Origin of the sequence: Cellulomonas xylanilytica (assembly GCF_007989805.1) — a bacterium.
Classification (GTDB): Bacteria; Actinomycetota; Actinomycetes; order Actinomycetales; family Cellulomonadaceae; genus Cellulomonas; species Cellulomonas xylanilytica.
Window position 1 is genome coordinate 233,315 of the sequence record NZ_BJUB01000007.1, and the last position, 21,899, is coordinate 255,213.

Here is a 21,899-nt window from a genome sequence, read left to right on the forward strand (position 1 = left end):
TCGAGTCACGACACCCATGTCGGGTTCACGGGGGGAGTGCGTGTCGGCCGGGTTCAGGCGTGCGCGTTCGCGCACCGGCGTTGGACGCGGGGCTCTGTGAGGCGTCCACAGGCCGGTGGGGGCGGGTCGTCTCCACCGAGTCGTCGGGACAGGCGTGAGGGCGGTCGCACCGGTGGTGGGGTGCGGTGTGCGTTCCGTGCAGCTGCCGCCTCTGTCGTTGCTGACGCTGGCGCGCCGGCAGGAGGGACTGGTGTCGGCGGGCCAGTGTGATCGTGCCGGGGTGGGTGCCGCGCGGCGTGGGCGGCTCGTGCGGGACGAGGTCTGGGAGCGTCCGACGAGGGGCGTGTTCGACGTCGAGCCGGCTCGTGACCGACGCCACGACGCGGACCATCGGCGACGTCGCGCGGCGTGGCTCGGCATGCTGGCGTTCGGGCCGGGCGCGGTGGCCGTCGGCCCGTGTGCGCTGGCTCTGCACCGGGTGGAGGGGCTCCCGCGGGACATCGCGCCGGAGATCGCGCTGCCCGGTGGCACCGCGGGTCGCAACCGCGGGGGCGTCCGTGTCCGCACGTTCGGGGGCTTCGAGACGCTCCGGTACGGGGACCGTGCGATCGCCGAGCTCGTGCCCGCGCTGGTGCAGGCGCTTCCCGAGCTGCCTCGGGTGCACGCCGTCGCGGTGCTGGACGGCGTGCTCCGTCGAGGATCGCTCTCCGACACCGCCTACACGACGGTCCGCGAGCGCGCGCGAGGCCGCCGCGGAGCCGCAGCGCTGTCGTCCTGGTGGGCGCTGGTCGACCGACGCGCCGAGTCACCGCTGGAGACGATCGCCCGGCTCCACTGCGTCGACGCGGGGATCCCGCCGGACGAGCTCCAGGTGGAGATCCGATCGGCACGGGGTCGGCTGCTCGGGCGCGGCGACCTGGGGTGGCGCCTGCCACAGGGACGGTGGCTGATCGCAGAGATCGACGGCCGCGAGTTCCACGACCGACCGGACGCGCTCCTGCGCGACCGCACCCGTCAGAACGCACTGATCAGCACGGGCCGGGTAGACATCCTCCGCTTCACGTCGAACGACCTGAGAACGCCGACCTACCTCCCCACAACGATCCGCGCCGCCCTCGCACGCGCCGCCACCGCCGCCGAACCCGACATGGGTGTCGTCATCGATGCCCGTCACGGCACCCATGTCGGGTTCGTCGCCGGGACGTCACCCAGCGGCGGGTGATAGGACGGAGCGCATGACTTCGTTTCATGATCTCGAGCAGTACGTCGCCATCCCTCGGGTGAGCGGGCTGGTGGTGTCGCCGGACGGGTCGCGGGTGGTGGTGAGCGTCGCGACGCTCGATGCCAAGGCGATCAAGTTCGTGACCGCGCTGTGGGAGGTGGACCCGACGGGGGAGAAGCCGGCGCGGCGGCTGACCCGCAGCGCCAAGGGCGAGGCCAGCGCGGCGTTCACGCAGGAGGGAGACCTGCTGTTCACGAGCGCGCGGCCGGACCCGGACGGGAAGGCGGACGACGACGAGCCGGTGCCGGCGCTGTGGCTGATGCCGCGCGACGGCGCGGAGGCGCGCGTGGTCGCGGACCGGGCGGCGGGGCTGGGCGGGGTGCAGGTGGCCCGGGACGCCGACGTGCTGCTGATCAGCTCGGACGTCCTGCCCAGCGCGACGGACGCGGAGACCGACGAGCGGCTGCGCAAGGCCCGCAAGGACAAGTTGGTCCAGGCGATCCTGCACGACGGCTACCCGATCCGGTACTGGGACCACGACCTGGGGCCCGAGTCGCCGCACCTGTTCGTCGCGGACATCGGCGCGGACGTCGTCGCGCCGCTGGCGGGGGCGAAGGACCCGCGCGTGGCGCTGACGGACGTGACGCCCGGGGCGCGGTCGGCGCTCGTCGAGCAGGCGGCCGCCATCAGCCCCGACGGGCGCACGGTGGTCACCGGGTGGAACGTGCCGCTGGCGCGCGGGGCGCAGCGCGGGCGGCTGGTCGCGATCGACGTGGCATCCGGGGAGCACCGGGTGCTCGCCGACGACCTCGCGGCCGAGCTCTGGTCGCCGGCGATCTCCCCGGACGGGCAGTGGGTCGCGTACGTGCGCGAGACCGTGTCCACGCCGGACGAGGCCCCGCGGGTCACGCTGCAGCTGGTCGCGCTGGCCGGCGGGGAGCCGCGGACGCTCGTCGAGAGCTGGGACCGGTGGCCGCAGCACCCGGTGTGGCTGCCCGACAGCACGGGCCTGCTGGTCACGGCTGACGACGACGGCCGCGGGCCGGTGTTCCGGGTCGACCTGGAGTCGGACGAGGTCACGCGCCTGACCAGCGACGACGCGACGTTCACCGACGTGTCGGTGAGTCCGGACGGCTCGGTCGCGTTCGCGCTGCGCTCGTCGTACGAGGCGCCGTCGCACCCGGTGCGCATCGACCTGGAGACCGGTGCCACGACGGCCCTGCGCAGCCCGGCCGCGACCCCCGAGCTGCCCGGCACGCTGACCGAGGTGGAGACGACGGCTGCCGACGGGCGACGCGTCCGCGCGTGGCTGGCACTCCCGAGGACCGGCGAGAAGGCGCCGCTGCTCTTGTGGATTCACGGTGGTCCGCTCGGGTCGTGGAACGCGTGGTCGTGGCGGTGGAACCCGTGGATCCTCGTCGCGCGCGGCTACGCCGTCCTGCTGCCCGACCCGGCGCTGTCCACCGGGTACGGCCAGGACTTCGTGCAGGCCGGCTGGGGGTCGTGGGGCGCGGCCCCGTACACGGACCTGATGGCCATCACGGACGCGGTGGTGCAGCGGGACGACATCGACGAGACGCGGACGGCCGCGATGGGCGGGTCGTTCGGGGGCTACATGGCCAACTGGGTGGCGGGGCACACGGACCGGTTCCGGGCGATCGTCACGCACGCCAGCCTGTGGGCGCTGGACCAGTTCGGGCCGACGACGGACGCGGCCTACTACTGGGAGCGCGAGATGACCGAGGAGATGGCGCTCGAGAACTCGCCGCACCGGTTCGTCGAGAAGATCGTCACCCCGATGCTCGTCGTGCACGGCGACAAGGACTACCGGGTGCCGATCGGCGAGGGCCTGCGCCTCTGGTACGAGCTGCTGGCCAAGAGCGGGCTGCCCGCCGACGAGGACGGCAAGACGCCCCACCGGTTCCTGTACTTCCCCGACGAGAACCACTGGGTGCTCACCCCGCAGCACGCGATCGTCTGGTACCAGGTGGTCGAGGCGTTCCTGGCGGAGCACGTGCTCGCCCGGACGGGTGAGAACGCACCGGTTTATCCGGAGATCCTGGGTTAGGAGCGCTCTCGACGTGCGCGTCGGCCCGGTCGGCACCAGACTCGCCGGTCGAGGCCGGGCGACCCGCGCGCGGCTCGACGGAAGGACCCGACAATGGGTATCGGAGGCGGAATCGCCCTCATCGTCATCGGCGCGATCCTCTCGTTCGGCGTCAGCGACGCCATCGACGGGGTCAACCTCACGGTGATCGGCTACATCTGCATGGGTGCGGGCGTCATCGCGCTCATCCTGGCGATCGTGTTCAACGCCCAGCGGAGCAACACGTCGCACACGGCGGTCGTCGAGCAGCGCACCACGCCCAACGCGCCGCCGGCTCAGGCCGCCCCGGCCGCTCAGCCGGTGCAGCCGGTCCAGCCGGTCCAGCAGCAGCAGCCCCCGGCCGCGCCGCCGGCCGTCTGACACACCACGCAGAGAACGCCCCCTCCCAGCCGGGAGGGGGCGTTTCTCATGCTGGCGGCGTGCTCACTGCGACCGGTGCGCTCACGCCTCGGGCGGTACCTGCGTGCTCACGCCTCGAGCGGGCCGCGCACGATCGAGTCGCCGGAGTGGGCGGGGTCGCCGTCGAACTGCTCCTCGGACACGTCGACCACGGAGAACTGGTCGAGGTCGAGGCCGGCCGGCAGGTCGAACCGGCCGGACGCCCCGTCGAGGGTCCCGACGCTGACCAGTCCGCTCACGTCGGGCTTGAGCAGCCAGACCTCCCGGAAGCCGTCGTCGGAGGACTCGCTCTGGGCGAGGTCGACCACGAGCACCCGGGAGCCGTCGGACAGCGTCTCCACGACGGCGGAGCCGGAGGCGTCCCACCCGGGCAGCGGCTCGAGGACCGCGGTGGCGATCACCGTGACGGGGTCCTCCTGCGAAGCCACCCACCACGCACCGCCCCCGCCGACCACCAGGCCGACGGCCGCGGCCGCGGCGATCCACCGACCGGCGCGCGGCCTACGGGACTCGAGCGGGATCACCGTCGCGACGGCGTGCTCGGGCGACGAGACCACCGGGGCGGCCGACGAGGCGACCGGGGCGGGCGACGAGGTCACCCAGGCGGGCGACGACGGCGCCGAGGCACCCACCCCTCCTGCGGCGGCGAGGCCGAGCTCCGCGGCGACGCGGTCCCACACGTGCGGCGCGGGCGCGACGAGCGGGGCGTCGGCGCCACCGGAGCGGGCGAGGCTGACGACGTCGGTCAGGGACGCGAGCTCGTCGGCGCACCGCTCGCACTCCTCGACGTGCGCGAGGTCGGCGGTGGAGCCGGCGGGCTCGCCGAGGGCGAGGAGCGCGAGCAGATCGTCGTCCACGTGGGACTCATCGAACGGCACCGTCCACCTCCCATCGGGTCCGCAGCCGGGCCAGGCTGCGCCGGACGTGGCTCTTGACCGTGCCGAGCGGCAGGTCGAGCCGGTGTGCGATCTGGTCGTGCGTGAGGTCGTCGTAGAACGCGAGCCGCAGGATGGTGCGCTGCGGGTCCCCGAGCCGGTCGAGCTCGTCGGCGACCACCACGCGGTCGACCACGCGGGTGTCGACGGACGGCACGGGCAGCTCCTCGGCGCCGGCCACGGACTTGTCCCGCAGCCGTCGGTCGCGGGCCCGCTTCTCGTGGGTGTCCGCGACGACGTGCCGGGTGATGCCGAGGATCCACGCGGGGAGCCGGGACTTGCTGGGGTCGAACCGTTCCCGGCTGCGCCACGCCTCGACGAACACCTGCTGCGTCACGTCCTCCGCGTCGGTGACGCTGCCGAGCGAGCGGAGCGCGACGGTGTGCACGAGCGTGGACCAGCGGCGGTACGCCTCGGCGATCGCCGCCTCGTCGCCCTGCGCGAACGCTGCACCGAGCTCCTCGACGTTCTCGCCGTCAGGGTCCATCCGGTGCGCAGGGCGCGACGAGTCAGCAGACCCGGGCGCGAGTGCGCTCACGGACGGCTCCTCCCTCGTCGGCTCCCTGACGACGGGAGCGCTCAGCAGCGTAGTCACGTCTACCCACTGATCGGCTCGGCCGTGACGACGACATTGTCCGTATAGTGCCCGATGTCGCGGCGGAACGTGCCACCGCAGGTCACGAGCACGAGCCGCGGCGCGCCGGAGCGGTCGAACCACTGGTCCACGGGCGCTCCCTCCTTGGCCATCTTCTCGACCGTGACGACGCGGTACTGATGGGTCGTGCCGTCGGCGGCCGTGATCGTCACCGCGGCGCCGACGCCGACGTCGAGGAGCTTCGCGAACTGGCCGATCCCCGTCTGGACGCTGTCGACGTGCGCGGCGATGACCGTCGCGCCGGCGGGGTCGGCGGGTGCGGGGCCGAACTGGTACCAGCCGGCGCGGTTGGCGTCCTCGGGGATCTGCATCTCGCCGTCGTCGCGCACCCCGACGGGGTCCACGGCCATGTCGATCCCGACGTCCGGCACCACGAGCTGCACGGGCGGCGGGGTGGCGGCGACCGGCGCGAGGGTCGCCTCCACGATTGGGACGGAGGGAACGGACGGCACGGCAGGGGCCTCGGGGGTCGGTCGCGGCGTCGCCGAGGCGGACGGCGACGCCGCGACCGCCGGCCCGGGTGCAGAGTCCGGGCCGGTGCACGCGGTCAGCAGGGCCGTCATACCCAGCGCAGTGCCGAGTGCGGCGATCCTTGCGAGCACGCGTGCCGAGACCCGGGAGCGCGCGGACGCACTCCCGGGTCGCGACGTGGTGGTCATGGGAGCAGTCAGCTCCGCTGCGCGGCGGCGCGACGGACGGACACTGCCCCGATCAGACCGGCGATGGCCAGACCGGCGATCGCGAAGGTCCAGGCGGACGAGCCACCGTCGGACACGAGGCCGACCTCGCCGGCGTTCACGCCGGACGGGTTGCTGTGCAGGCCGGTGATGGTCTGCGTGGCGAGCGCCAGCGTGGCGGGCGACGCGGTCGCGCTGCCCCACGCGTAGACGATCGTGTTGGTGCCCTCGGTCACCGGCACGTCGGCCGGGCCGAGGAGGGCCGGCGTCGTGGTGCCGGTGGCGGTCACGCTGGCGGAGACGGTGCCGGCGGGCAGGTTGAGCACCTGCTCGTTCGGGTTGGTCAGGTTGGTGATCACGGGCGTGGTGCCCGCGAGGATGTCGACGCCCGGCGCCGCGGCGACGTGCCGGACCGTGAGCCGGCCCTCGCCCGCGGCCGTGGTGGAGATGTCGTTGGTGAACAGCGTGGCGGTCGGGGCGCCGGCGCCGTCCAGGTGCGCGACGGCCGTGTAGTTCTTGCCGGCCTCGAGAGCCAGGTCGACCGGTCCGATGGCGGGGGCGCTGGCGTCGGCGGCGTCGGCGGCCGTGATGGCCACCGTGTACGTGCCGGCGGGCAGGTCGAGCGGTCCGGCGAGGGTGCCGGGCGTGAAGTCGTCGAGCGTGCGCTCGCCGTTGACCCAGACGTCGACGGTGAGGCCGGGGACGCCGTGCAGGACGGAGAGCTTGGCCGGGTCGGCGGCCGAGGCCGGGACGGCGGCGAGCGTGACGAGGGCGAGGGTGCCGGCTGCGATGCCGGACAGGAGGCGTGCGCGCATGGTGCGTCCTTCGAGGACTGGCCCGGCGGGTACGTCGGGCGGCCGATGTGCTGACACCCCCTCTTCACCCGCCGGGCCGTTCTCGGATGCACCTAGTCGCGAGCAGCCTGCGCGATCGCCGCCGCGAGGTCGGCCGGCCGGGAGAACATCGGCCAGTGCCCGGTGGGCAGGTCGACGTACGTGAGGTCCCTGACCTCGCCCAGCTCCGTGTGGAACGGCGGGCCGCCGTGCGCCATGGGCTTGAGCTGCTCCGACGACAGGCTGGTGCAGATCGCGGTGGCGGGGACGTCGAACCGTCGGGGGTCGCTGACGTGCACCGCTCCGCGCACGACGTTCGCCGGGTGCGGGACCGCGCGACGGCGGAACTCCGCCAGCCCCTCCTCGGAGATGCCCTCGATGCTCGAGCCCTGGGCGGCGAACTCCTCCCACGTGGGCAGGGGCACCTCGTCCTGCTGGACGGCGGAGGCGTCGATGGCCGCGCCGTCCTCGAGCGGGCCGGAGTCGACGTAGACGGCGCGGCGCACGCGGTCGGGCCGCTTGTCGACGACCTCGCCGACGAGCGCGCCGCCGCCGCTGTGGCCGACGAGCACGACGTCACCGTCGAGGCTGTCGACGAGGTCGGTGAGTGCGCGGACGTGGTCGGCGCGCGTGATGCCGCCGCGGTCGGCGCCGGGCTCGACGCCCGGGAGGGTCGGCGTGTGGACGTCGAGACCGTCGGGGAGGGCGGCGGCGACGTGCTCCCACGCCCAGCCGCCGAGCCAGAAACCGGGGATCAGGATCAGGTGTGTGGTGGTCATGCTTCCAGCGTCCACCCGGTCCGGTGACACCGGGATGTCACCTTTGTGTCACCATGCTGGCACCATGAACCGCACCGACCGTCTGTACGCGCTCGCCGAGGAGCTGCGTCGCGTCGGTCGCTCCGGGACGACGAGCACGCGGCTGGCGCGCCTGTTCGAGGTGTCCCCGCGAACGGTCAAGCGCGACGTCTCGGCGCTCCAGCAGGCCGGTCTCCCCGTCGTCGCCCAGGCGGGGCTCGGCGGCGGCTACGTGCTGGAGGCGTCCGTCGGCCTCCCGCCCGTCAACTTCACGCCGTCGCAGGCGGTGGCCCTGGCGCTCGCCGTGCGGGCGCTGCCGGCGGGCAGCCCGTTCGGCACCGACGCGGAGGCGGCCCGCGCCAAGGTGCTCGACGCGCTGCCGGCCACCGACCGCGCGCGTGCCGACGAGCTGTCGGGCCGTGTGTGGTCCCGGCCGGAGACGGTCGGTGACGTGGCGGGTCCCCAGGTGCTGCGCGCGGTCGAGGAGTCGCTCGGGCGGCACCGGGTGCTCGCGATCGAGTACCGCAGCTTCGACCACACGGTCAGCCGGCGGCGCGTCGAGCCCGTGCTGCTCGCCCGCACGGGCGGCCACTGGTACGTCGCGGCATGGTGCCGGTGGCGCGACGCGATGCGCTGGTTCCGCCTGGACCGCATCGTGCGCGCCGACCTGACCCCGGAGCAGTACGAGCCGCGCTCGGTCGCCGACGTCGGCGAGCCCCCACCGGACGCCCGCCCGGTGTCCGCCCGGCCGTCGGACTGACGCGAGATCGTGGGTTCGGCCCGAGATCGTGGGTTCGCACGCACGATCTCGAGTCCGACCCACGATCTCGGGTGTCGGATCGTCAAACCCGTGGAGCCCGCGACTCCTGGACGCTAGTTTGGCAGCGCTCTCACCGCCCACGAAGGAGTCTGCGTGCGTTCAGCCCTGCCCCTGGCGCTCGTCCTCCTGGGAATGGCCGCCGCGCCTCCCGCGGCCGCGGCCGACGGTCCCGAGCTGATCCCGAACGGGTCGTTCGACGCCGCGGCAGCGCCATGGTGGACGACGCCGGACATGGTCGCGGACACCTCGTCGGGAAGCCTCTGCGTGGACGTGCCGGGCGGGTCGGCGAGCGCGTGGTCGTCGATCGTCGGGGTCGACGGCGTGCCGCTGGTCAAGGGCGAGACGTACCGGTTCGGCTTCACGGTGAGCGGGACCGCCGAGGTGCCCATCCGTGCGCTCGTGCAGATGAACACCGAGCCGTGGACGTCGACCTCCGAGGTCGGCCCGATCATGCAGGCGGAGCCGAAGCCCTACGAGGTCGGGTTCACCTCGACGATGGACTGGCCAGCGGGGCAGGTCGTGTTCCAGGTGGGCGGGGCACCGGACGACTGGCGGTTCTGCGTCGACGACGTGTCGGTCCACACCGGCGAGCTGCCTGCCCCGTTCGAGCAGGAGACGGCGACGCGCGTCCGCGTGAACCAGCTGGGCTACCTGCCGACCGGGCCCAAGCGGGCGTCGCTGGTGACGGAGGAGACGGACGCGCTGCCGTGGCAGCTGCTCGACGCCTCCGGCGAGGAGGTCGCGACGGGCGCGACGACCCCGCGCGGCGAGGACCGCACCGCGGAGGAGAACGTGCACCTCATCGACTTCTCCGACGAGGACGTCACCGGCACGGGGTTCACGCTCATCGCGGACGGCGAGACCAGCCACCCGTTCGCGATCGACGCCGACCTGTACGCGGACCTCACCACGGACGCGCTCGGCTACTTCTACCTGGCCCGGAGCGGGACCGAGATCGACGGCGACCTCGTCGGCGACGAGTACGCACGGCCCGCCGGGCACCTGGACGTCGCACCCAACACCGGCGACACGGCGGTCGGCTGCCAGGCGCCGCGGCCCTGGTACGCGGGCTGGACCTGCGACGGCACCTTCGACGTGCGCGGCGGCTGGTACGACGCGGGCGACCACGGCAAGTACGTGGTCAACGGCGGCATCGCGGTGCACCAGGTGCTCGACACGTGGGAGCGCGCGCTGGTCGCGCAGGGCCGGGAGGCGGCCGAGGCGGGTCCGCTCGCCGACGGCACCGCGTCGATCCCGGAGGCGGGCAACGGCGTGCCGGACGTGCTGGACGAGGCCCGCTGGCAGCTCGAGTGGATGCAGCGGATGCAGGTGCCGGACGGCGAGCAGTACGCCGGCCTGGTGTTCCACAAGGTGCAGGACGACGGCTGGACGGGTCTGCCGCTGGCACCCCACGAGGACGCGCAGGCGCGTCAGGTGCACCGGCCGTCGACCGCGGCGACGCTCAACCTCGCCGCGGTCGCGGCCAAGGGTGCCCGGCTGTGGGAGCCGTACGACGAGGAGTTCGCCGCGAGCCTGCTCGAGTCGGCGCGCGTGGCGTGGGCCGCGGCCGCGGAGACGCCCGACCTGTACGCCTCCGCGCTCGACGGCAACGAGGGCGGCGGTCCGTACGACGACAAGGACGTGTCCGACGAGCACTACTGGGCGGCCGCCGAGCTGTACCTGACGACGGGCGACGACGAGTTCGCCGACGCCGTCGCCGCGTCCCCGGTGCACACGGCGGACCTGCAAGGAGCAGTCGCGTTCGACTGGCAGCGCACGGCGGCCCTCGGCCGGATGGACCTCGCGCTGGTGCCCAGCGAGCTGCCCGACCGCGAGGCCGTCCGCGACTCGGTGGTGACGCTCGCCGACTTCGCGCTCTACCAGCAGGGCAAGGCGTTCTTCGGGCAGCCGTACCAGCCGTCCGACGCCCGGTTCGAGTGGGGCTCCAACGGGATCATCCTCAACAACGCGGTGACGCTGGCGGCCGCCGCGGACCTCACCGGGGACCCTGCGTACCGGACGGCCGCGCTGGAGAGCCTGGACTACGTGCTCGGCCGCAACGCGCTCGACCAGTCCTACGTCACCGGCTACGGCACCCAGTTCTCGCAGAACCAGCACCACCGGACGTTCGCCGCGCAGCTGGACCCGACCCTCCCGCACCCGCCGGCGGGCACCCTGTCGGGCGGTCCCAACAGCTCGATCCAGGACCCGGTGGCCGCGCAGACGTGGCCGCAGGGGTGCGTCGCGCAGCGGTGCTACCTGGACAACATCCAGTCCTGGTCCACCAACGAGATGACGATCAACTGGAACTCGTCGCTGACGTGGATGGCGGCCTGGGCGTCCTCCGACGAGGTCGCCGACAGCGGCGCGACGTTCGTGGGCACCTCCTACGGGGTCGAGCAGCCGACGCTCGTCTGGGTCGTGGCGGCCGCGGGTGTCCTGGTCGCCGGGCTGCTCGCCGTGCTGCTGGTGCTGCGCCGTCGCAGGAGGAGGTCCTGATGCTCCGGTCCTGGTACCGGTCCGCGGTCGTGCCGCGGTTCGTCATCGCTCGCCTGCTGCCGACGGCCGGCGGCGGGCTGGTGGCCGCCCTGCTGCTGCTCGACGTCGTGCTCGGCCTGCTGCCCGTCGCGTTCGTGCTGGCCACCAGCGTGGTGGTCGGGCAGGTGCCCGCGGCGGTCGACGGCGGCACCGGCTCGGCGGCGTGGGGCGCGCTCGTCCGCACGTTCGTGCTGGCCGCGGTCCTCTTCCTCGCGCGCCAGGTGCTCGCGCCCCTGCAGACCGCGCTCGGCGTCCGCATGCAGCGCCGGATCGACGGTGCCCTGCGGGACCGGGCGCTGCGGATCGCGCTGCGGTCGACCAGCATCGCGCCGATGGAGGACCAGGCCACCCTGGAGGCCCTGACGGAGGCGACCCGCGAGTTCGAGGCCGACTTCCGCAGCCCCGGTGCGTCGGCCGCGGGGCTGCTGGCGCTCGTCGCGCGGTACGTGCAGCTCGTGGGGTTCGCCGCGGTGATCGGCGTGGTCGTGTCGTGGCCGGCGGCGGCGGCGATCCTCGTCGCGACGCTCGTGTTCCGCTACGGGCAGCGCGGCGGGCTGCGCCGGTACTCGCAGGTGTGGAAGGAGGTCGTCGGCTTCCGGCGCCGGTCGGTGTACCTGCGCGAGGTGGCGATGGGCCCCGAGGCTGCCAAGGAGATGCGGGTCTTCGGGCTCGCCGGCTGGTTCTCCGACGAGTACACGGACGCGACCCAGCACATGCTCGACCCCGTGGCCGCGCGCCGGCGCCAGCTCTACCTGGTGCCGTACCTCGTCTACACCGCGGTCGGGCTGGTGATCAGCGCGGGCGTGCTGGTGTCCATCGCCCGGTCCGCGTCGGCGGGGGAGATCACGCTGACCGCGCTCGCGCTCGGCATCCAGTCGGTCGTCGCCGCGATCGCGCTCGGCGAGTACTACCCGGAGTCGGACGTGCAGACGCAGTACGGGATGCAGGCCGTCGCGGCGCTCGCCGAGTTCGAGGACCGGATGGCGGCGGCCGAGGCCCGGCTCCCGCAGACCGGTCCCGGTCTTCCCGTGCCGCCGGACGCTCCGTCGAGCGGCCTGCGGTTCGACGACGTGCACTTCACCTACCCCGGCAGCAGCCGTCCCGTGCTCGACGGCCTGGACCTGGAGCTGCCCGCGGGGCTGTGCACGGCGATCGTCGGCGTGAACGGCGCGGGCAAGACGACGCTGGTCAAGCTCCTCACGCGCCTGCACGAGCCCACGTCCGGCCGCCTCACGGTGGACGGCACCGACCTCGCCGCCCTCGACGTCGCCGCCTGGCGCCGCCAGGTCAGCGTCGTGTTCCAGGACTTCGTCCGGTACGAGCTGTCCGCCGCGGACAACATCGCGGTCGGGGCGGTGCACGTGCCGCGGGACCCGGCGGTCCTGCGCGGCGCCGCCGAGCGCGCCGGCATCGCCGAGGCCGTCGACGCGCTGCCGGCCGGGTTCGCCACGACCCTGTCCCGCGCGTACGAGGGCGGCGCGGACCTGTCCGGCGGGCAGTGGCAGCGGATCGCCATCGCGCGGTCCCTGTACGCGCTCGACGCGGGCGCACGCCTGCTGGTGCTGGACGAACCCACGTCCGCGCTCGACGTCCGGGCGGAGGCCGACTTCTTCGACCGGTTCGTGGAGCTCACGCGCGGGGTCACGTCGGTCCTGATCTCGCACCGGTTCTCCAGCGTGCGACGCGCGGACCGGATCGTCGTCATCGACGCCGGGCGGGTGGTCGAGCAGGGCACGCACGACGAGCTCGTCGTCGCCGACGGGCACTACGCGCGGCTCTTCCGGCTGCAGGCCGAGCGGTTCGCCGCCGGTCTGGACGCCGACGGGAACGAGGTGGAGTCATGAGGCAGACCCTGTCCGGGAGCTGGGCGCTGTTCCGGCTGGCGGGGAGCATCAGCCCCAGCAAGCTCACGCTGTCCGCGGTGCTGATGGTGCTGCAGTCGGTGGCGCTGCCGCTGGCCGCCCCCGCGCTCGCGGTGCTGACCGACGCGGCCGTCGCCGGGGACGCGCGGCGGGCGTCGACCGCCGCCGTGCTCGTCGCGGTGCTCGTGGTGGCCGCCCTGACCGCGGGGCACTTCGCGCACATCTTCTACTTCGAGCTGGGCGACGCGGCGGTCATGCGCCTGGAGCGCGACCTCATCTCGCTCTCGCACGACTCGCCCGGCATCGAGCACCACGAGCGCCCGGAGTACGCCGACCGCCTGCAGGTGCTGCGCACCGAGCTGAACCGGTCCGGCTGGGGGTCGATGCAGGCGCTGCTCTCCGCCGTCGGGCTGGGCGTCGCGCTGGTCATCACGGGCGTCCTGCTCGCCGAGCTCAACCCGTGGCTGCTGCTCCTGCCGCTCGCCGCGCTGCCGCCGCTGGTCCTCGGCCGGCGCGCGGAGAACGTCCTCGGCGAGGCCCGCGCGGCCGCCGCTGCGGACAACCGGCGCGCCCGGCACCTGTTCGTCCTGTCGCTGGACGCCGCGGCGGCCAAGGAGCTGCGCACGTGCGGGCTCGGCGAGGAGGTCCGGGGCCGCCTGCGCACGTCGTGGGAGGCGGCGACCGCGATCCTGTGGGCGGGCGAGGTCCGCGCCGACGCCCTGCGCGCAGCCGGACAGCTCGCGTTCGCGGTCGCGTACGTGGCGGCGACCCTCGTGGTGCTGCGGGACGCGGTCGCCGGGCAGCGCACGGTCGGCGACGTGGTGCTGGTGATCACGCTCGCGTCGCAGGTGAACCAGCAGGTCACGGCTGCGGTCACCATCCTCCAGCAGCTCCAGCGGGCGGCCCGGAGCATGACGGACCTCGCGTGGATGCGGTCGCTGGTGCAGGCGCAGACGGTGCACGGCGCGCAGGTGCCGGCCCCCGACGTCCTGCGCGACGGCATCCGGTTCGACGGCGTCTCGTTCGCCTACCCGGGCACCGACGCCCCCGTGCTGGAGGCGGTCGACCTGGTGCTGCCCGCCGGCACCAGCGTCGCGATCGTCGGCGAGAACGGCGCGGGCAAGACCACGCTGGTCAAGCTCCTGTGCCGGTTCTACGCGCCGACGACGGGCACCATCACGGTAGACGGCGTCGACCTGCACGACCTCGACCCCGTCGGGTGGCGCGACCGCACCGCGGCGGGCTTCCAGGACTTCTGCCGGTTCGAGCTGCTCGCGCGCCAGAACGTCGGTGTCGGGGACCTGCCGCGGATCGAGTCCGACGAGGCGGTGCTCGGCGCCCTGGACCGCGCGCACTCCTCCGACGTGCTGACCCGTCTGGAGGAGGGGCTGGACACCCAGCTGGGCACCAGCCACGCCGACGGCGCCCAGCTCTCCGGCGGGCAGTGGCAGAAGCTGGCGCTCGGCCGGGCGATGATGCGCGAGCAGCCCTTGCTGGTGGTCCTCGACGAGCCGACGTCGGCCCTCGACGCACAGGCCGAGCACGACCTGTACGAGCGGTACGCGGCCCACGCGAAGGCCGTCGGCGCGACGACGGGCGCGGTGACCGTGCTGGTCTCGCACCGGTTCTCGACCGTCCGGATGGCCGACCTCATCCTCGTCGTGGCCGACCACCGCATCGTCGAGGCGGGCTCGCACGAGGAGCTGGTGGCGCAGGGCGGGCTGTACGCCGAGCTGTTCGGGATCCAGGCCGCGGCGTACCTCTGAGGTTCCCCGTTCGCCTGCGGATGTCGGTGGCGGACGGCAGACTGGCGGCGCTCCGGGAGGTACCGGACGATATGACCAGGGGGAACTACATGGACCACGGCACGGCACGCGAGACCAAGGCGCAGGCGGTCGACTACGCACGAGAGCTGTCCGAGCGGGTGGTCCGGCCGTCCGACGTCGCCGACGGCGGGCCCGCGCTCGCCATCGGCCTCGCGCCCCAGCCCGACGGGTCCTACGCGCTCGCGGTCCGGTACCGCCTCGGCCTGCCGTCCGTCCGGCGCATCGCACGCAAGGTGGTCCAGGAGGTCGGGCTGGACGCGGACGTCCGGCGCACGGGCCGGATAAGGACTCTCGCGGTCGGCGACGACCCGTCGAAGGTCCGCCCCCGCCCACCGGTGATCACCGCTCGTGCGCTGGGCGAGACCGGCCGCACGCGCCCGCTGCGCCCGGGCATCTCCATCGCCCACGTCGACGTCACCGCCGGCACCCTGGGCGCGTTCGTCCACAAGGACGGGGTGGTCCACGCGCTGTCCAACTACCACGTGCTGTCCGGGTCGCCGCAGGCGAGGGTCGGTGACGTGATCGTGCAGCCCGGCCCGGCCGACGGCGGACAGGCTCCCCGGGACCGCGTCGGGACGCTGGCCGCGCGGATCGACCTGAGCGCCGAGCGGGACGCCACGGTGGACTGCGCCATCGCCCTGCTGGACGACCAGGAGGTGGACCCGGAGTACCCCGTCGGACGGATCACGACCACGGCGGTCGCCCTCGGCGGCGAGGAGGTGGCCAAGATCGGCCGCACCACCTCCGTCACGCGCGGACGCGTCACCGCGATCGAGCTGGACAACGTGGTCGTCGGCTACGGCGAGGAGCTCGGCGAGATCAGCTTCGACAACCAGATCGAGGTCGAGTCCACGGGGACGGGCCCCTTCTCCCGCGGCGGCGACTCCGGCTCGCTGGTGTACCGGGCGGACGGCGTGGCCCTCGGGCTGCTCTTTGCAGGGTCGGAGTCAGGAGGGGAGAATGGCTCGGGTTTGACATACATCAATCCGATCGATGCCGTTCTGGACGCTCTAGGGGTCACACTGGTCTGACGACCGTGTGTCCAGCCGCCTCCCCGCGGCCGTCACGGTCGGCGGAAGGCGGGACACATGGCGGACCTCGAACAGGCCCGGGCAGCGAAAGAGCGCCTGCGAATGACCTTGAAGGGGCGCCCGGACGTGCGCGGGATCGGGATCGCGCGCGCCGCCGACGGGTACCAGCTCCAGGTGAACATGTCACGGGACCCCGGCTCCGACCTCCCCGGTGCGGTGGACGGCGTCGACGTCCGGGTGCGCGTGGTCGGCGCCATCCGCGCCAGCGCCTGACCCACTGCCCGAACGACCTGGGTCGTCGGGTGCTCTGACCTGCTGGGTCGCGCGCGGCGGTCTCGTCGTGCCGCTCGCGGGCGCTCCGGCGCGGCCGGGCCCGTGACGGTGCGGGACCCATTCGCGTGCGCGGTGACGGCGACCCAGGCGCGGTGCGGGACGGGCTCACCTGCGTGGGTGAGGAGAGTAGGCGCGCCTTACCTCCTGGGCTACTGTTTCCTGACATTGCGTCAGCACCAAGGAGTCCCGTGACCGTCACCGCCGTCCAGGTCCCGCTCTCGTCAGCGCTGCGCGAGGGAACCCGGCACGAGCACGAGACGGCGGAGCGCTCCGGGTTCGTCGAGGAGCTGCTCTCCGGCCGGCTGGACCGCGCCGCGTACGCGGACCTGGCGGCCCAGCAGCTCGCCGTCTACACCGCGCTCGAGGCCGCCGGGTCCCGGCTGACGGACGACGGTGACCTCGTCTTCCACGAGCTCACCCGCGTGCCGGCGATCGAGCAGGACCTCGCCTACCTCTACGGCGCCGACTGGAGCGCCCGGATCCGGATCCTGCCCGCCACGCAGGTCTACGTCGACCGGCTCGCGCAGGCCGCGGACTCGTTGCCCCGGTACGCCGCGCACGCCTACACGCGCTACCTCGGGGACCTGTCCGGCGGCCAGATCATCAAGCGGATGCTCCAGCGTCACTACGGCTTCACGTCCGAGGGCATCGCGTTCTACGACTTCCCCGAGATCCACAAGCTCAAGCCGTTCAAGGACGTCTACCGCGAGCGGCTCGACGCGCTGCCGCTCGACGCCCAGGCCCGCGCCGATGTCGTCGCGGAGGCGTGCCTCGCGTTCCGGCTCAACGCCGACGTCTTCGGTGAGCTCGGAGCGGCGCACGTCCGATGAGCGTGGCGCCGCCGGCGCACGCCCCACGAGCGTGGCGCAGCCGGCGTCGGATCGGAGTGCGCAAGCGCTTCCGCTACGCCAGGACGGGTGATCTCATGGACCTCTCATCCGTCTGCGTCGCTCCATGTGGGATCGAGGGTCGATGATGGGCGACGTGACGCGTCGCAGCTCGGCCGCTCAGGGCGCGCGCGCGGACAACAGGTCCGCCGCGCGCCTCGTCGGCGTGCGCGCGCTCGCCCTGGCGGCGCACCGGCTCGACCGCTGCCGGTCGATCGACGAGGTCGCCCACGTGGCCACCTCCACCGGTGTCGAGGTGCTCGACGCGGGCAACGTCGCGTTCTGCCGGATCGACCAGGACACGTGCCGGACCGTCGTGGTGGAGCCGCCGCCGGTGGACCCCCGCGCCGTCTGGATGGCGCGGGCCTCCTACCGGGCCGACGACCGCCCCGCCCTGCGCGCCCTCATCCGGGACCGCGCCAGCTGGGTCGCCCACGCCCGCACCGTGCACGACGAGCCGACCGTCCCGGACGACCCCGACGCGGGCGACCCCGTCGAGGTCGACATGCTGCGGGAGCTCGACCTCGCGTCGGCGCTGGCCGCGCCGCTGCTGGTCAACGGCAGCGTGTGGGGCCAGCTGTACGCCGTCCGTGGACGCCCGGGACTGCCGTTCCGGGTCGACGACATCGCGCGAGCCGAGGTGCTCGCCGCGCTCGTCGCCGGGGCGGTCGCCCGCGTCGACCTCGAGGCGCAGGTGCGTCACCTCGTCGCCGACGACCCGCTGACGGGTCTGGCCAACCGCCGCATCGCGGACGCCGAGGCCGAGGCGGCACTCGAGTCCGGCCACGAGACCTGCATCGTCATGTGCGACGTCGACGGGCTCAAGCGGGTCAACGACGAGCTGGGCCACGACACCGGTGACGACCTGCTGCGCTCCGTCGCCGACGTCCTGGGCCGCGCGGCCGCCGCGCTGCCGGGGTCGACGGCGGCCCGGATCGGCGGCGACGAGTTCTGCCTGGTGACCGTCGGGCGTCGCCGCGCGGAGGTCGCGGACGTCATGGCGTCCATGATCGCGGCGTTCCCGCTGCCGCACGGTGCGGCGATCTCCTACGGCATCGCCTCCACCGCGGTCACCGGTTCCGTGTCCGCGCGGCACCTCTTCCGGCAGGCCGACACCGCGCAGTACAAGGCCAAGCGCGCCCGGGCACGGGCGCTGCGCTCGATGGTGCCGGCCGCGGCGGACCCCGCGGTCACGGCCGAGCGTGTGCTGGTGGCCGGGACCGCCGCGATCGTCGCCGCGCAGTCCGGCGTCGTCCCGCGGCTCTGCGCGTTCGCGGCGGCAGCCACCGAGACCCTCGGTGGGTCCGCGTGGGCGGTCCTCACGCGCCGCAGCCCCGCCGAGCCGCCGTCCGCGGTGGCCCGGGGCGGCAGCCCGGCGGAGATCGGCGTGGAGTCGTCCACTGCCGTGGTCATGCACGACCTGTGGCAGGTCGAGATCGGCATGTCCGCCACGGCCGCCACCGGTGAGGTCGTCGCGACGTCGCTCGACGCGCTCGCGGCTGTCGCGATCCTGGGCGCTCGCTAGCCGTCACGATCACCGCGCGGGCCTGCGACGGGCGAGCGCGCACCGGCCCGCGACGAGCAGCGCGTGCGGCCCGCTCGCGACGAGCAAGCGCGACGAGCACGCGCGTGCCGGCCCGGCTCAGCCGTGCAGCGGCAGGGTGAGCGTCGTCGCGGCGCCCTCGACGAGCCGGACGGGCACACCCCAGTCCTGCGCGTTCAGGTGGCACGCCGGGTACTCGATCGCGGGGTCGGCGTCGCAGCTGGCGGCGTGCGCGGTGACGTGCAGGACACCCTCGGTCACGGCCGGGTCGAGGCGCAGGACGCGGTCGAGGGGGACGTCGTCGCCGGCGCCGTCGAGCAGCAGCCCCGGCGGGGTCGACGAGACCTGCAGTCGGGTGGACGGGCCGTAACGGTCGTCGTACTTCTGCCCGGCGGCCGGCGTGAACACGACGTCGAGCCGGACCTCGCCCGGGGACAGCTCCGTGACGGGCCGCTGGGTGCGGTGGGAGCCGGAGTCCAGGATCTGGCCGACGAGCGTCGCGGGCAGCGCGATCCGCGTGAGCCGGTGCGCGGCGGACTCCACCACCAGCAGGGTCGAACCGCCGTCGAGGACGACGATCCCGCTGGGCTCGGCGAGGTCGGTGGCCAGGGTGGTGACCTCACCGTCGGCGTACCGGCGGACGGCGCCGTTGTACGTGTCGGCGACGACCACCGAGCCGTCGGGAAGCACCGCGACGCCGAGCGGGTGCTGCAGGCGCGCCTCGTCGGCGGGACCGTCGCGGTGCCCGAAGTCGAACAGCCCCTCGCCGACGACGGTGTGCACCGTCCGCTCCACCGGGTCCACCCAGCGCAGCGCGGACGTCTCGGCGTCGGCCAGCCAGATCCGGTCGTCGGCCGCGACGGCGAGACCCGAGGGCTGCGCGAACCAGGCCTCGTGCAGCGGTCCGTCCAGGAGGCCCTCGTTCATCGTGCCGCCGAGGAGGTCGATCGAGCCCTGCTTGTCGTCGAACGCCCACAGGGTGTGGTTGCCGGCCATCGCGACGACGAACGCCCCGAGCGGCGCGGACCACGCGACGTCCCACGGCGAGGAGAGCTTCTGCCGACGAGGTCCGGGCACGAACGACGCCGCGGGCTGCGCGTGCCTGCCGCGTGCCTCGGCGCGGTCGTCGCCGGCGGTGAGGCCCAGCGACGACGCGTACGCGGCGACCTCGTCGCCCGGCTCGCCGACCACCGGCTCGGAGGCGAGCCCCTCGTCGAGCTGGTCCTCGTCCACGGCCAGGAGGTTGTCGGCCGCGCCGACCATGTACTGCTCACCGGTGCCGGCGACCGTCGTCACGTGCCCGTCGGCCAGCCGGACCCCGCGCAGGGCGTGGTTGACCGTGTCGGCGACGAGGACGTCGTACCCGAGCCAGGGGCGCAGCTCGTCGGGCACCAGGCACAGACCGTTCGGCTCGCTGAACCGCGCCTCGTCGGGACCCCCGTCCACCAGGCCGCGCTCGCCGGACCCGATGCGCCGGACCAGCGTCTCGCCGTCGGCCTCGAGCTCGGCCAGGCTGTGGTGCCCGGCGTCGGCGACCAGCAGGTGCCCGTCGGGCAGCACGACCGCCTTCGCGGGGAACCGCAGCGTCCCCTCGCTGGGCGCCGGCGGCACGTACGGCCCGTCGCCGCGGTGCAGCGTGCCCTTGGCCTCGTGCTCAGCGATCAGCTCGCCGACCAGGATCTCGACGTTGCGCCTGTGCCCCTCGCCGGCCATCTGCGCGACCACGTAGCCCTCGGGGTCGATCACCACGAGCGTCGGCCACGCCCGCGCGGTGTACGCCGACCACGTGACCAGCTGCGGGTCGTCGAGGACCGGGTGGTGCACCTCGTACCGCTCGACCGCCGCGGCGAGCGCCACCGGGTCGGCCTCGTGCACGAACTTCGGGGAGTGCACCCCGACGATGACCAGGACGTCGCGGTGCTGCTCCTCGAGCTCGCGCAGCTCGTCCAGGACGTGCAGGCAGTTGATGCAGCAGAAGGTCCAGAAGTCGAGGATGACGATCTTGCCGCGCAGGTCCGCCAGCGTGACGTCGCGGCCGCCGGTGTTCAGCCACCCCCGCCCGACGAGCTCGGACGCACGGACCCGGGGAAGTCGACTCTCTCGCACGGCCTCATTCTGCGCGACGAGAAGCCCACGCTGCGCCGCCGTCCGCAGACGGCTGAACCAGGACGTCCGCACATCCGGTCGTCGGGACGCTCGATCGTGCGGACGTCGCGTCGGTGCCGAGCGGACGTCCGCAGATCCGGTCGTCCGGGCGCTCGATCGTGCGGACGTCCGGGCCGCGGCAGCAGCCGTCAGGTGCGGTCGAGGACGTAGATGCGGGGGTGGTGGCCCTTGGCGAACACGCGCGTGGTCGAGCGGACACGCCAGAGGGCGTCGGCGTCGCGCAGGCACCGTTCCATGACCTTGACCTCGTGGGTGAGGACGACGAACCGGGCGCCGGGTGCGGCGACGTCGTAGGCGGCCTGCAGCATGCCGGCGTGCACCTCGGCGTTGGTGGCGTGCGAGCCGTGCAGGGTGCCCCACGGCGGGTCGGCGAGCAGCAGGTCCCACCCGGTGCCGACGGCCTCGGTCAGCGCGGGCCCGGTGCAGTCGGCGCGCAGCAGCCGCGCGTCCACCGCGCCGGCGCCAAGGTTCTCCGACGCGGCCGTCAGGGCGTCGTCGGACAGGTCGACCCCGGCGGCGTCCGCGGCCGGTCCCGCGGAGAGCCGCTCGACCAGGAGCGTCCCGGAACCGCACATGAGGTTGAGCACCCGGTCATGCTCGGCGACGCCGCCGAGACGCACCATCGCCGCGGCGATCGTCGCGTTCGCGGCACCGGGGAAGTCGGTGACCCGCCACCGGCGTGCGGACAGCGGGCGTGCGCCGACACGGACGAGGACGTCCCAGCCCGGGTCGCCGGACGGTCCGGGGCGCACGCCGCGCCGCACCCGCAGGACGAGCTCGCCCTGCGCGTCGTCGTAGCGCAGGCCCGTGGCCTCGGCGAGCAGCTCCGCCAGCCGGGCGAACACCGTCGAGTCGCTGCCCGCGGCCTCGAACCGGAAGGACGAGGAGCTGCCGACCCGCAGCGAGGAGTACATGGCGTCGACGATGCGCTGGAGGTGGTCGCCGCTGGTCAGCGACTTGGGGCGGGGGACGTCGAAGCGCAGGACGACGAAGGCGGCGACGGCCGTGCGCAGGTCCAGGACGGCGGTGAGCGGGCCCCAGTGGGACGCGTCGAGGGCGTCGTCGCGGCCCGGGACGGGCGTCGGAGGCCCGTCGAGCATGAGCACCTCGGCGGCCTCGTCGGCCAGCACGTCGCCGAGCCCGGGCAGGAACGTCAGCTCGAGGCTGGTCGACCGCCGGGCGGGTGGCCGGGACCGAGGTCGCCGGCCGACGGGATGGCTGCCGTGGTGGGCGGGAGGTGTGGCACCCCGTGCGCGTCGTGCCACCGG

Annotated in this window: 18 protein-coding genes; 11 read left to right on the forward strand and 7 right to left on the reverse strand. The window is 73.9% G+C overall.

Annotated features, from left to right (window positions below; translation table 11 throughout):
• Positions 1-196 precede the first annotated feature (196 nt).
• The 3 genes from CXY01_RS12595 (at position 197) to CXY01_RS21050 (ending at position 3,689) form a co-directional block, all read left to right on the forward strand.
• Positions 197-1,222 carry a type IV toxin-antitoxin system AbiEi family antitoxin domain-containing protein gene (locus tag CXY01_RS12595; RefSeq protein ID WP_186813397.1) on the forward strand — a complete coding sequence of 342 codons (1,026 nt, stop codon included), beginning with the start codon at positions 197-199 and terminating at the stop codon, positions 1,220-1,222.
• Between the two features lie 13 nt (positions 1,223-1,235).
• Positions 1,236-3,290 (forward strand): S9 family peptidase, encoded by a 2,055-nt coding sequence (locus CXY01_RS12600; protein ID WP_146927783.1) that lies wholly within the window; start codon positions 1,236-1,238, stop codon positions 3,288-3,290.
• A gap of 93 nt (positions 3,291-3,383) precedes the next feature.
• Positions 3,384-3,689 carry a DUF6458 family protein gene (locus tag CXY01_RS21050; protein ID WP_222594549.1) on the forward strand — a complete coding sequence of 102 codons (306 nt, stop codon included), beginning with the start codon at positions 3,384-3,386 and terminating at the stop codon, positions 3,687-3,689.
• Positions 3,690-3,796: 107 nt separating this feature from the next.
• On the opposite strand, the gene CXY01_RS12610 is transcribed toward CXY01_RS21050, so the two are convergent.
• The 5 genes from CXY01_RS12610 to CXY01_RS12630 form a co-directional block, all read right to left on the reverse strand.
• Positions 3,797-4,585, reverse strand: a complete 789-nt coding sequence (locus CXY01_RS12610; protein ID WP_246125292.1) for an anti-sigma factor — start codon at positions 4,583-4,585, stop codon at positions 3,797-3,799.
• A gap of 7 nt (positions 4,586-4,592) precedes the next feature.
• The gene (locus CXY01_RS12615) at positions 4,593-5,150 is read right to left on the reverse strand and encodes an RNA polymerase sigma factor (protein ID WP_146927834.1); all 558 of its coding nucleotides are present in this window, start codon (positions 5,148-5,150) and stop codon (positions 4,593-4,595) included.
• A gap of 110 nt (positions 5,151-5,260) precedes the next feature.
• Positions 5,261-5,743: a class F sortase gene (locus tag CXY01_RS12620; protein ID WP_246125294.1), complete on the reverse strand. Its 483-nt coding sequence runs from the start codon at positions 5,741-5,743 to the stop codon at positions 5,261-5,263.
• Positions 5,744-5,985: 242 nt separating this feature from the next.
• Entirely contained in the window at positions 5,986-6,810 is an 825-nt protein-coding gene (locus CXY01_RS12625) for a DUF4397 domain-containing protein (protein ID WP_146927786.1), read from the reverse strand.
• A 92-nt stretch (positions 6,811-6,902) separates the two neighbouring features.
• Positions 6,903-7,607 (reverse strand): alpha/beta fold hydrolase, encoded by a 705-nt coding sequence (locus tag CXY01_RS12630; RefSeq protein ID WP_146927787.1) that lies wholly within the window; start codon positions 7,605-7,607, stop codon positions 6,903-6,905.
• Positions 7,608-7,671: 64 nt separating this feature from the next.
• Between CXY01_RS12630 and CXY01_RS12635 the strand changes: the two genes are divergently transcribed.
• The 8 genes from CXY01_RS12635 to CXY01_RS12670 all read left to right on the forward strand — a co-directional run bounded on the left by CXY01_RS12635 (position 7,672) and on the right by CXY01_RS12670 (position 18,447).
• Complete coding sequence (locus tag CXY01_RS12635) at positions 7,672-8,385, forward strand: helix-turn-helix transcriptional regulator (RefSeq protein WP_146927788.1); 714 nt, start codon at positions 7,672-7,674, stop codon at positions 8,383-8,385.
• 153 nt (positions 8,386-8,538) lie between these two features.
• The gene (locus CXY01_RS12640; RefSeq protein WP_246125296.1) at positions 8,539-10,944 is read left to right on the forward strand and encodes a glycoside hydrolase family 9 protein; all 2,406 of its coding nucleotides are present in this window, start codon (positions 8,539-8,541) and stop codon (positions 10,942-10,944) included.
• Positions 10,944-12,827, forward strand: a complete 1,884-nt coding sequence (locus CXY01_RS12645; RefSeq protein ID WP_146927789.1) for an ABC transporter ATP-binding protein — start codon at positions 10,944-10,946, stop codon at positions 12,825-12,827. Before CXY01_RS12640 ends, CXY01_RS12645 begins: the two co-directional genes overlap by 1 nt.
• Complete coding sequence (locus tag CXY01_RS12650; protein WP_146927790.1) at positions 12,824-14,611, forward strand: ABC transporter ATP-binding protein; 1,788 nt, start codon at positions 12,824-12,826, stop codon at positions 14,609-14,611. The genes CXY01_RS12645 and CXY01_RS12650 overlap by 4 nt, the downstream gene beginning before the upstream one ends.
• A gap of 71 nt (positions 14,612-14,682) precedes the next feature.
• Positions 14,683-15,702 carry a chymotrypsin family serine protease gene (locus CXY01_RS12655; RefSeq protein ID WP_246125297.1) on the forward strand — a complete coding sequence of 340 codons (1,020 nt, stop codon included), beginning with the start codon at positions 14,683-14,685 and terminating at the stop codon, positions 15,700-15,702.
• A gap of 102 nt (positions 15,703-15,804) precedes the next feature.
• Positions 15,805-15,975 carry a hypothetical protein gene (locus tag CXY01_RS12660; protein WP_246125299.1) on the forward strand — a complete coding sequence of 57 codons (171 nt, stop codon included), beginning with the start codon at positions 15,805-15,807 and terminating at the stop codon, positions 15,973-15,975.
• A gap of 248 nt (positions 15,976-16,223) precedes the next feature.
• The gene (locus tag CXY01_RS12665; RefSeq protein ID WP_146927792.1) at positions 16,224-16,865 is read left to right on the forward strand and encodes a biliverdin-producing heme oxygenase; all 642 of its coding nucleotides are present in this window, start codon (positions 16,224-16,226) and stop codon (positions 16,863-16,865) included.
• A 145-nt stretch (positions 16,866-17,010) separates the two neighbouring features.
• The gene (locus CXY01_RS12670; protein WP_146927837.1) at positions 17,011-18,447 is read left to right on the forward strand and encodes a GGDEF domain-containing protein; all 1,437 of its coding nucleotides are present in this window, start codon (positions 17,011-17,013) and stop codon (positions 18,445-18,447) included.
• Between the two features lie 117 nt (positions 18,448-18,564).
• Here the strand turns inward: CXY01_RS12670 and CXY01_RS12675 are convergent, their stop codons facing one another.
• The gene (locus CXY01_RS12675; RefSeq protein ID WP_146927793.1) at positions 18,565-20,571 is read right to left on the reverse strand and encodes an NHL domain-containing thioredoxin family protein; all 2,007 of its coding nucleotides are present in this window, start codon (positions 20,569-20,571) and stop codon (positions 18,565-18,567) included.
• A gap of 188 nt (positions 20,572-20,759) precedes the next feature.
• Complete coding sequence (locus CXY01_RS12680) at positions 20,760-21,896, reverse strand: methyltransferase (protein ID WP_246125301.1); 1,137 nt, start codon at positions 21,894-21,896, stop codon at positions 20,760-20,762.
• Between the last annotated feature and the right edge of the window lie 3 nt (positions 21,897-21,899).

What these genes read in the sequence shown, in the direction of transcription:
- CXY01_RS12655 (WP_246125297.1), top strand. Translation starts at nt 14,683, where the DNA reads ATGACCAGGGGGAACTACATGGACCACGGCACGGCACGCGAGACCAAG.
- CXY01_RS12650 (WP_146927790.1), top strand. Translation starts at nt 12,824, where the DNA reads ATGAGGCAGACCCTGTCCGGGAGCTGGGCGCTGTTCCGGCTGGCGGGG.
- CXY01_RS12660 (WP_246125299.1), top strand. Translation starts at nt 15,805, where the DNA reads ATGACCTTGAAGGGGCGCCCGGACGTGCGCGGGATCGGGATCGCGCGC.
- CXY01_RS12600 (WP_146927783.1), top strand. Translation starts at nt 1,236, where the DNA reads ATGACTTCGTTTCATGATCTCGAGCAGTACGTCGCCATCCCTCGGGTG.
- CXY01_RS12630 (WP_146927787.1), bottom strand. Translation starts at nt 7,607, where the DNA reads ATGACCACCACACACCTGATCCTGATCCCCGGTTTCTGGCTCGGCGGC.
- CXY01_RS21050 (WP_222594549.1), top strand. Translation starts at nt 3,384, where the DNA reads ATGGGTATCGGAGGCGGAATCGCCCTCATCGTCATCGGCGCGATCCTC.
- CXY01_RS12635 (WP_146927788.1), top strand. Translation starts at nt 7,672, where the DNA reads ATGAACCGCACCGACCGTCTGTACGCGCTCGCCGAGGAGCTGCGTCGC.
- CXY01_RS12615 (WP_146927834.1), bottom strand. Translation starts at nt 5,150, where the DNA reads ATGGACCCTGACGGCGAGAACGTCGAGGAGCTCGGTGCAGCGTTCGCG.
- CXY01_RS12625 (WP_146927786.1), bottom strand. Translation starts at nt 6,810, where the DNA reads ATGCGCGCACGCCTCCTGTCCGGCATCGCAGCCGGCACCCTCGCCCTC.
- CXY01_RS12670 (WP_146927837.1), top strand. Translation starts at nt 17,011, where the DNA reads ATGGGCGACGTGACGCGTCGCAGCTCGGCCGCTCAGGGCGCGCGCGCG.
- CXY01_RS12645 (WP_146927789.1), top strand. Translation starts at nt 10,944, where the DNA reads ATGCTCCGGTCCTGGTACCGGTCCGCGGTCGTGCCGCGGTTCGTCATC.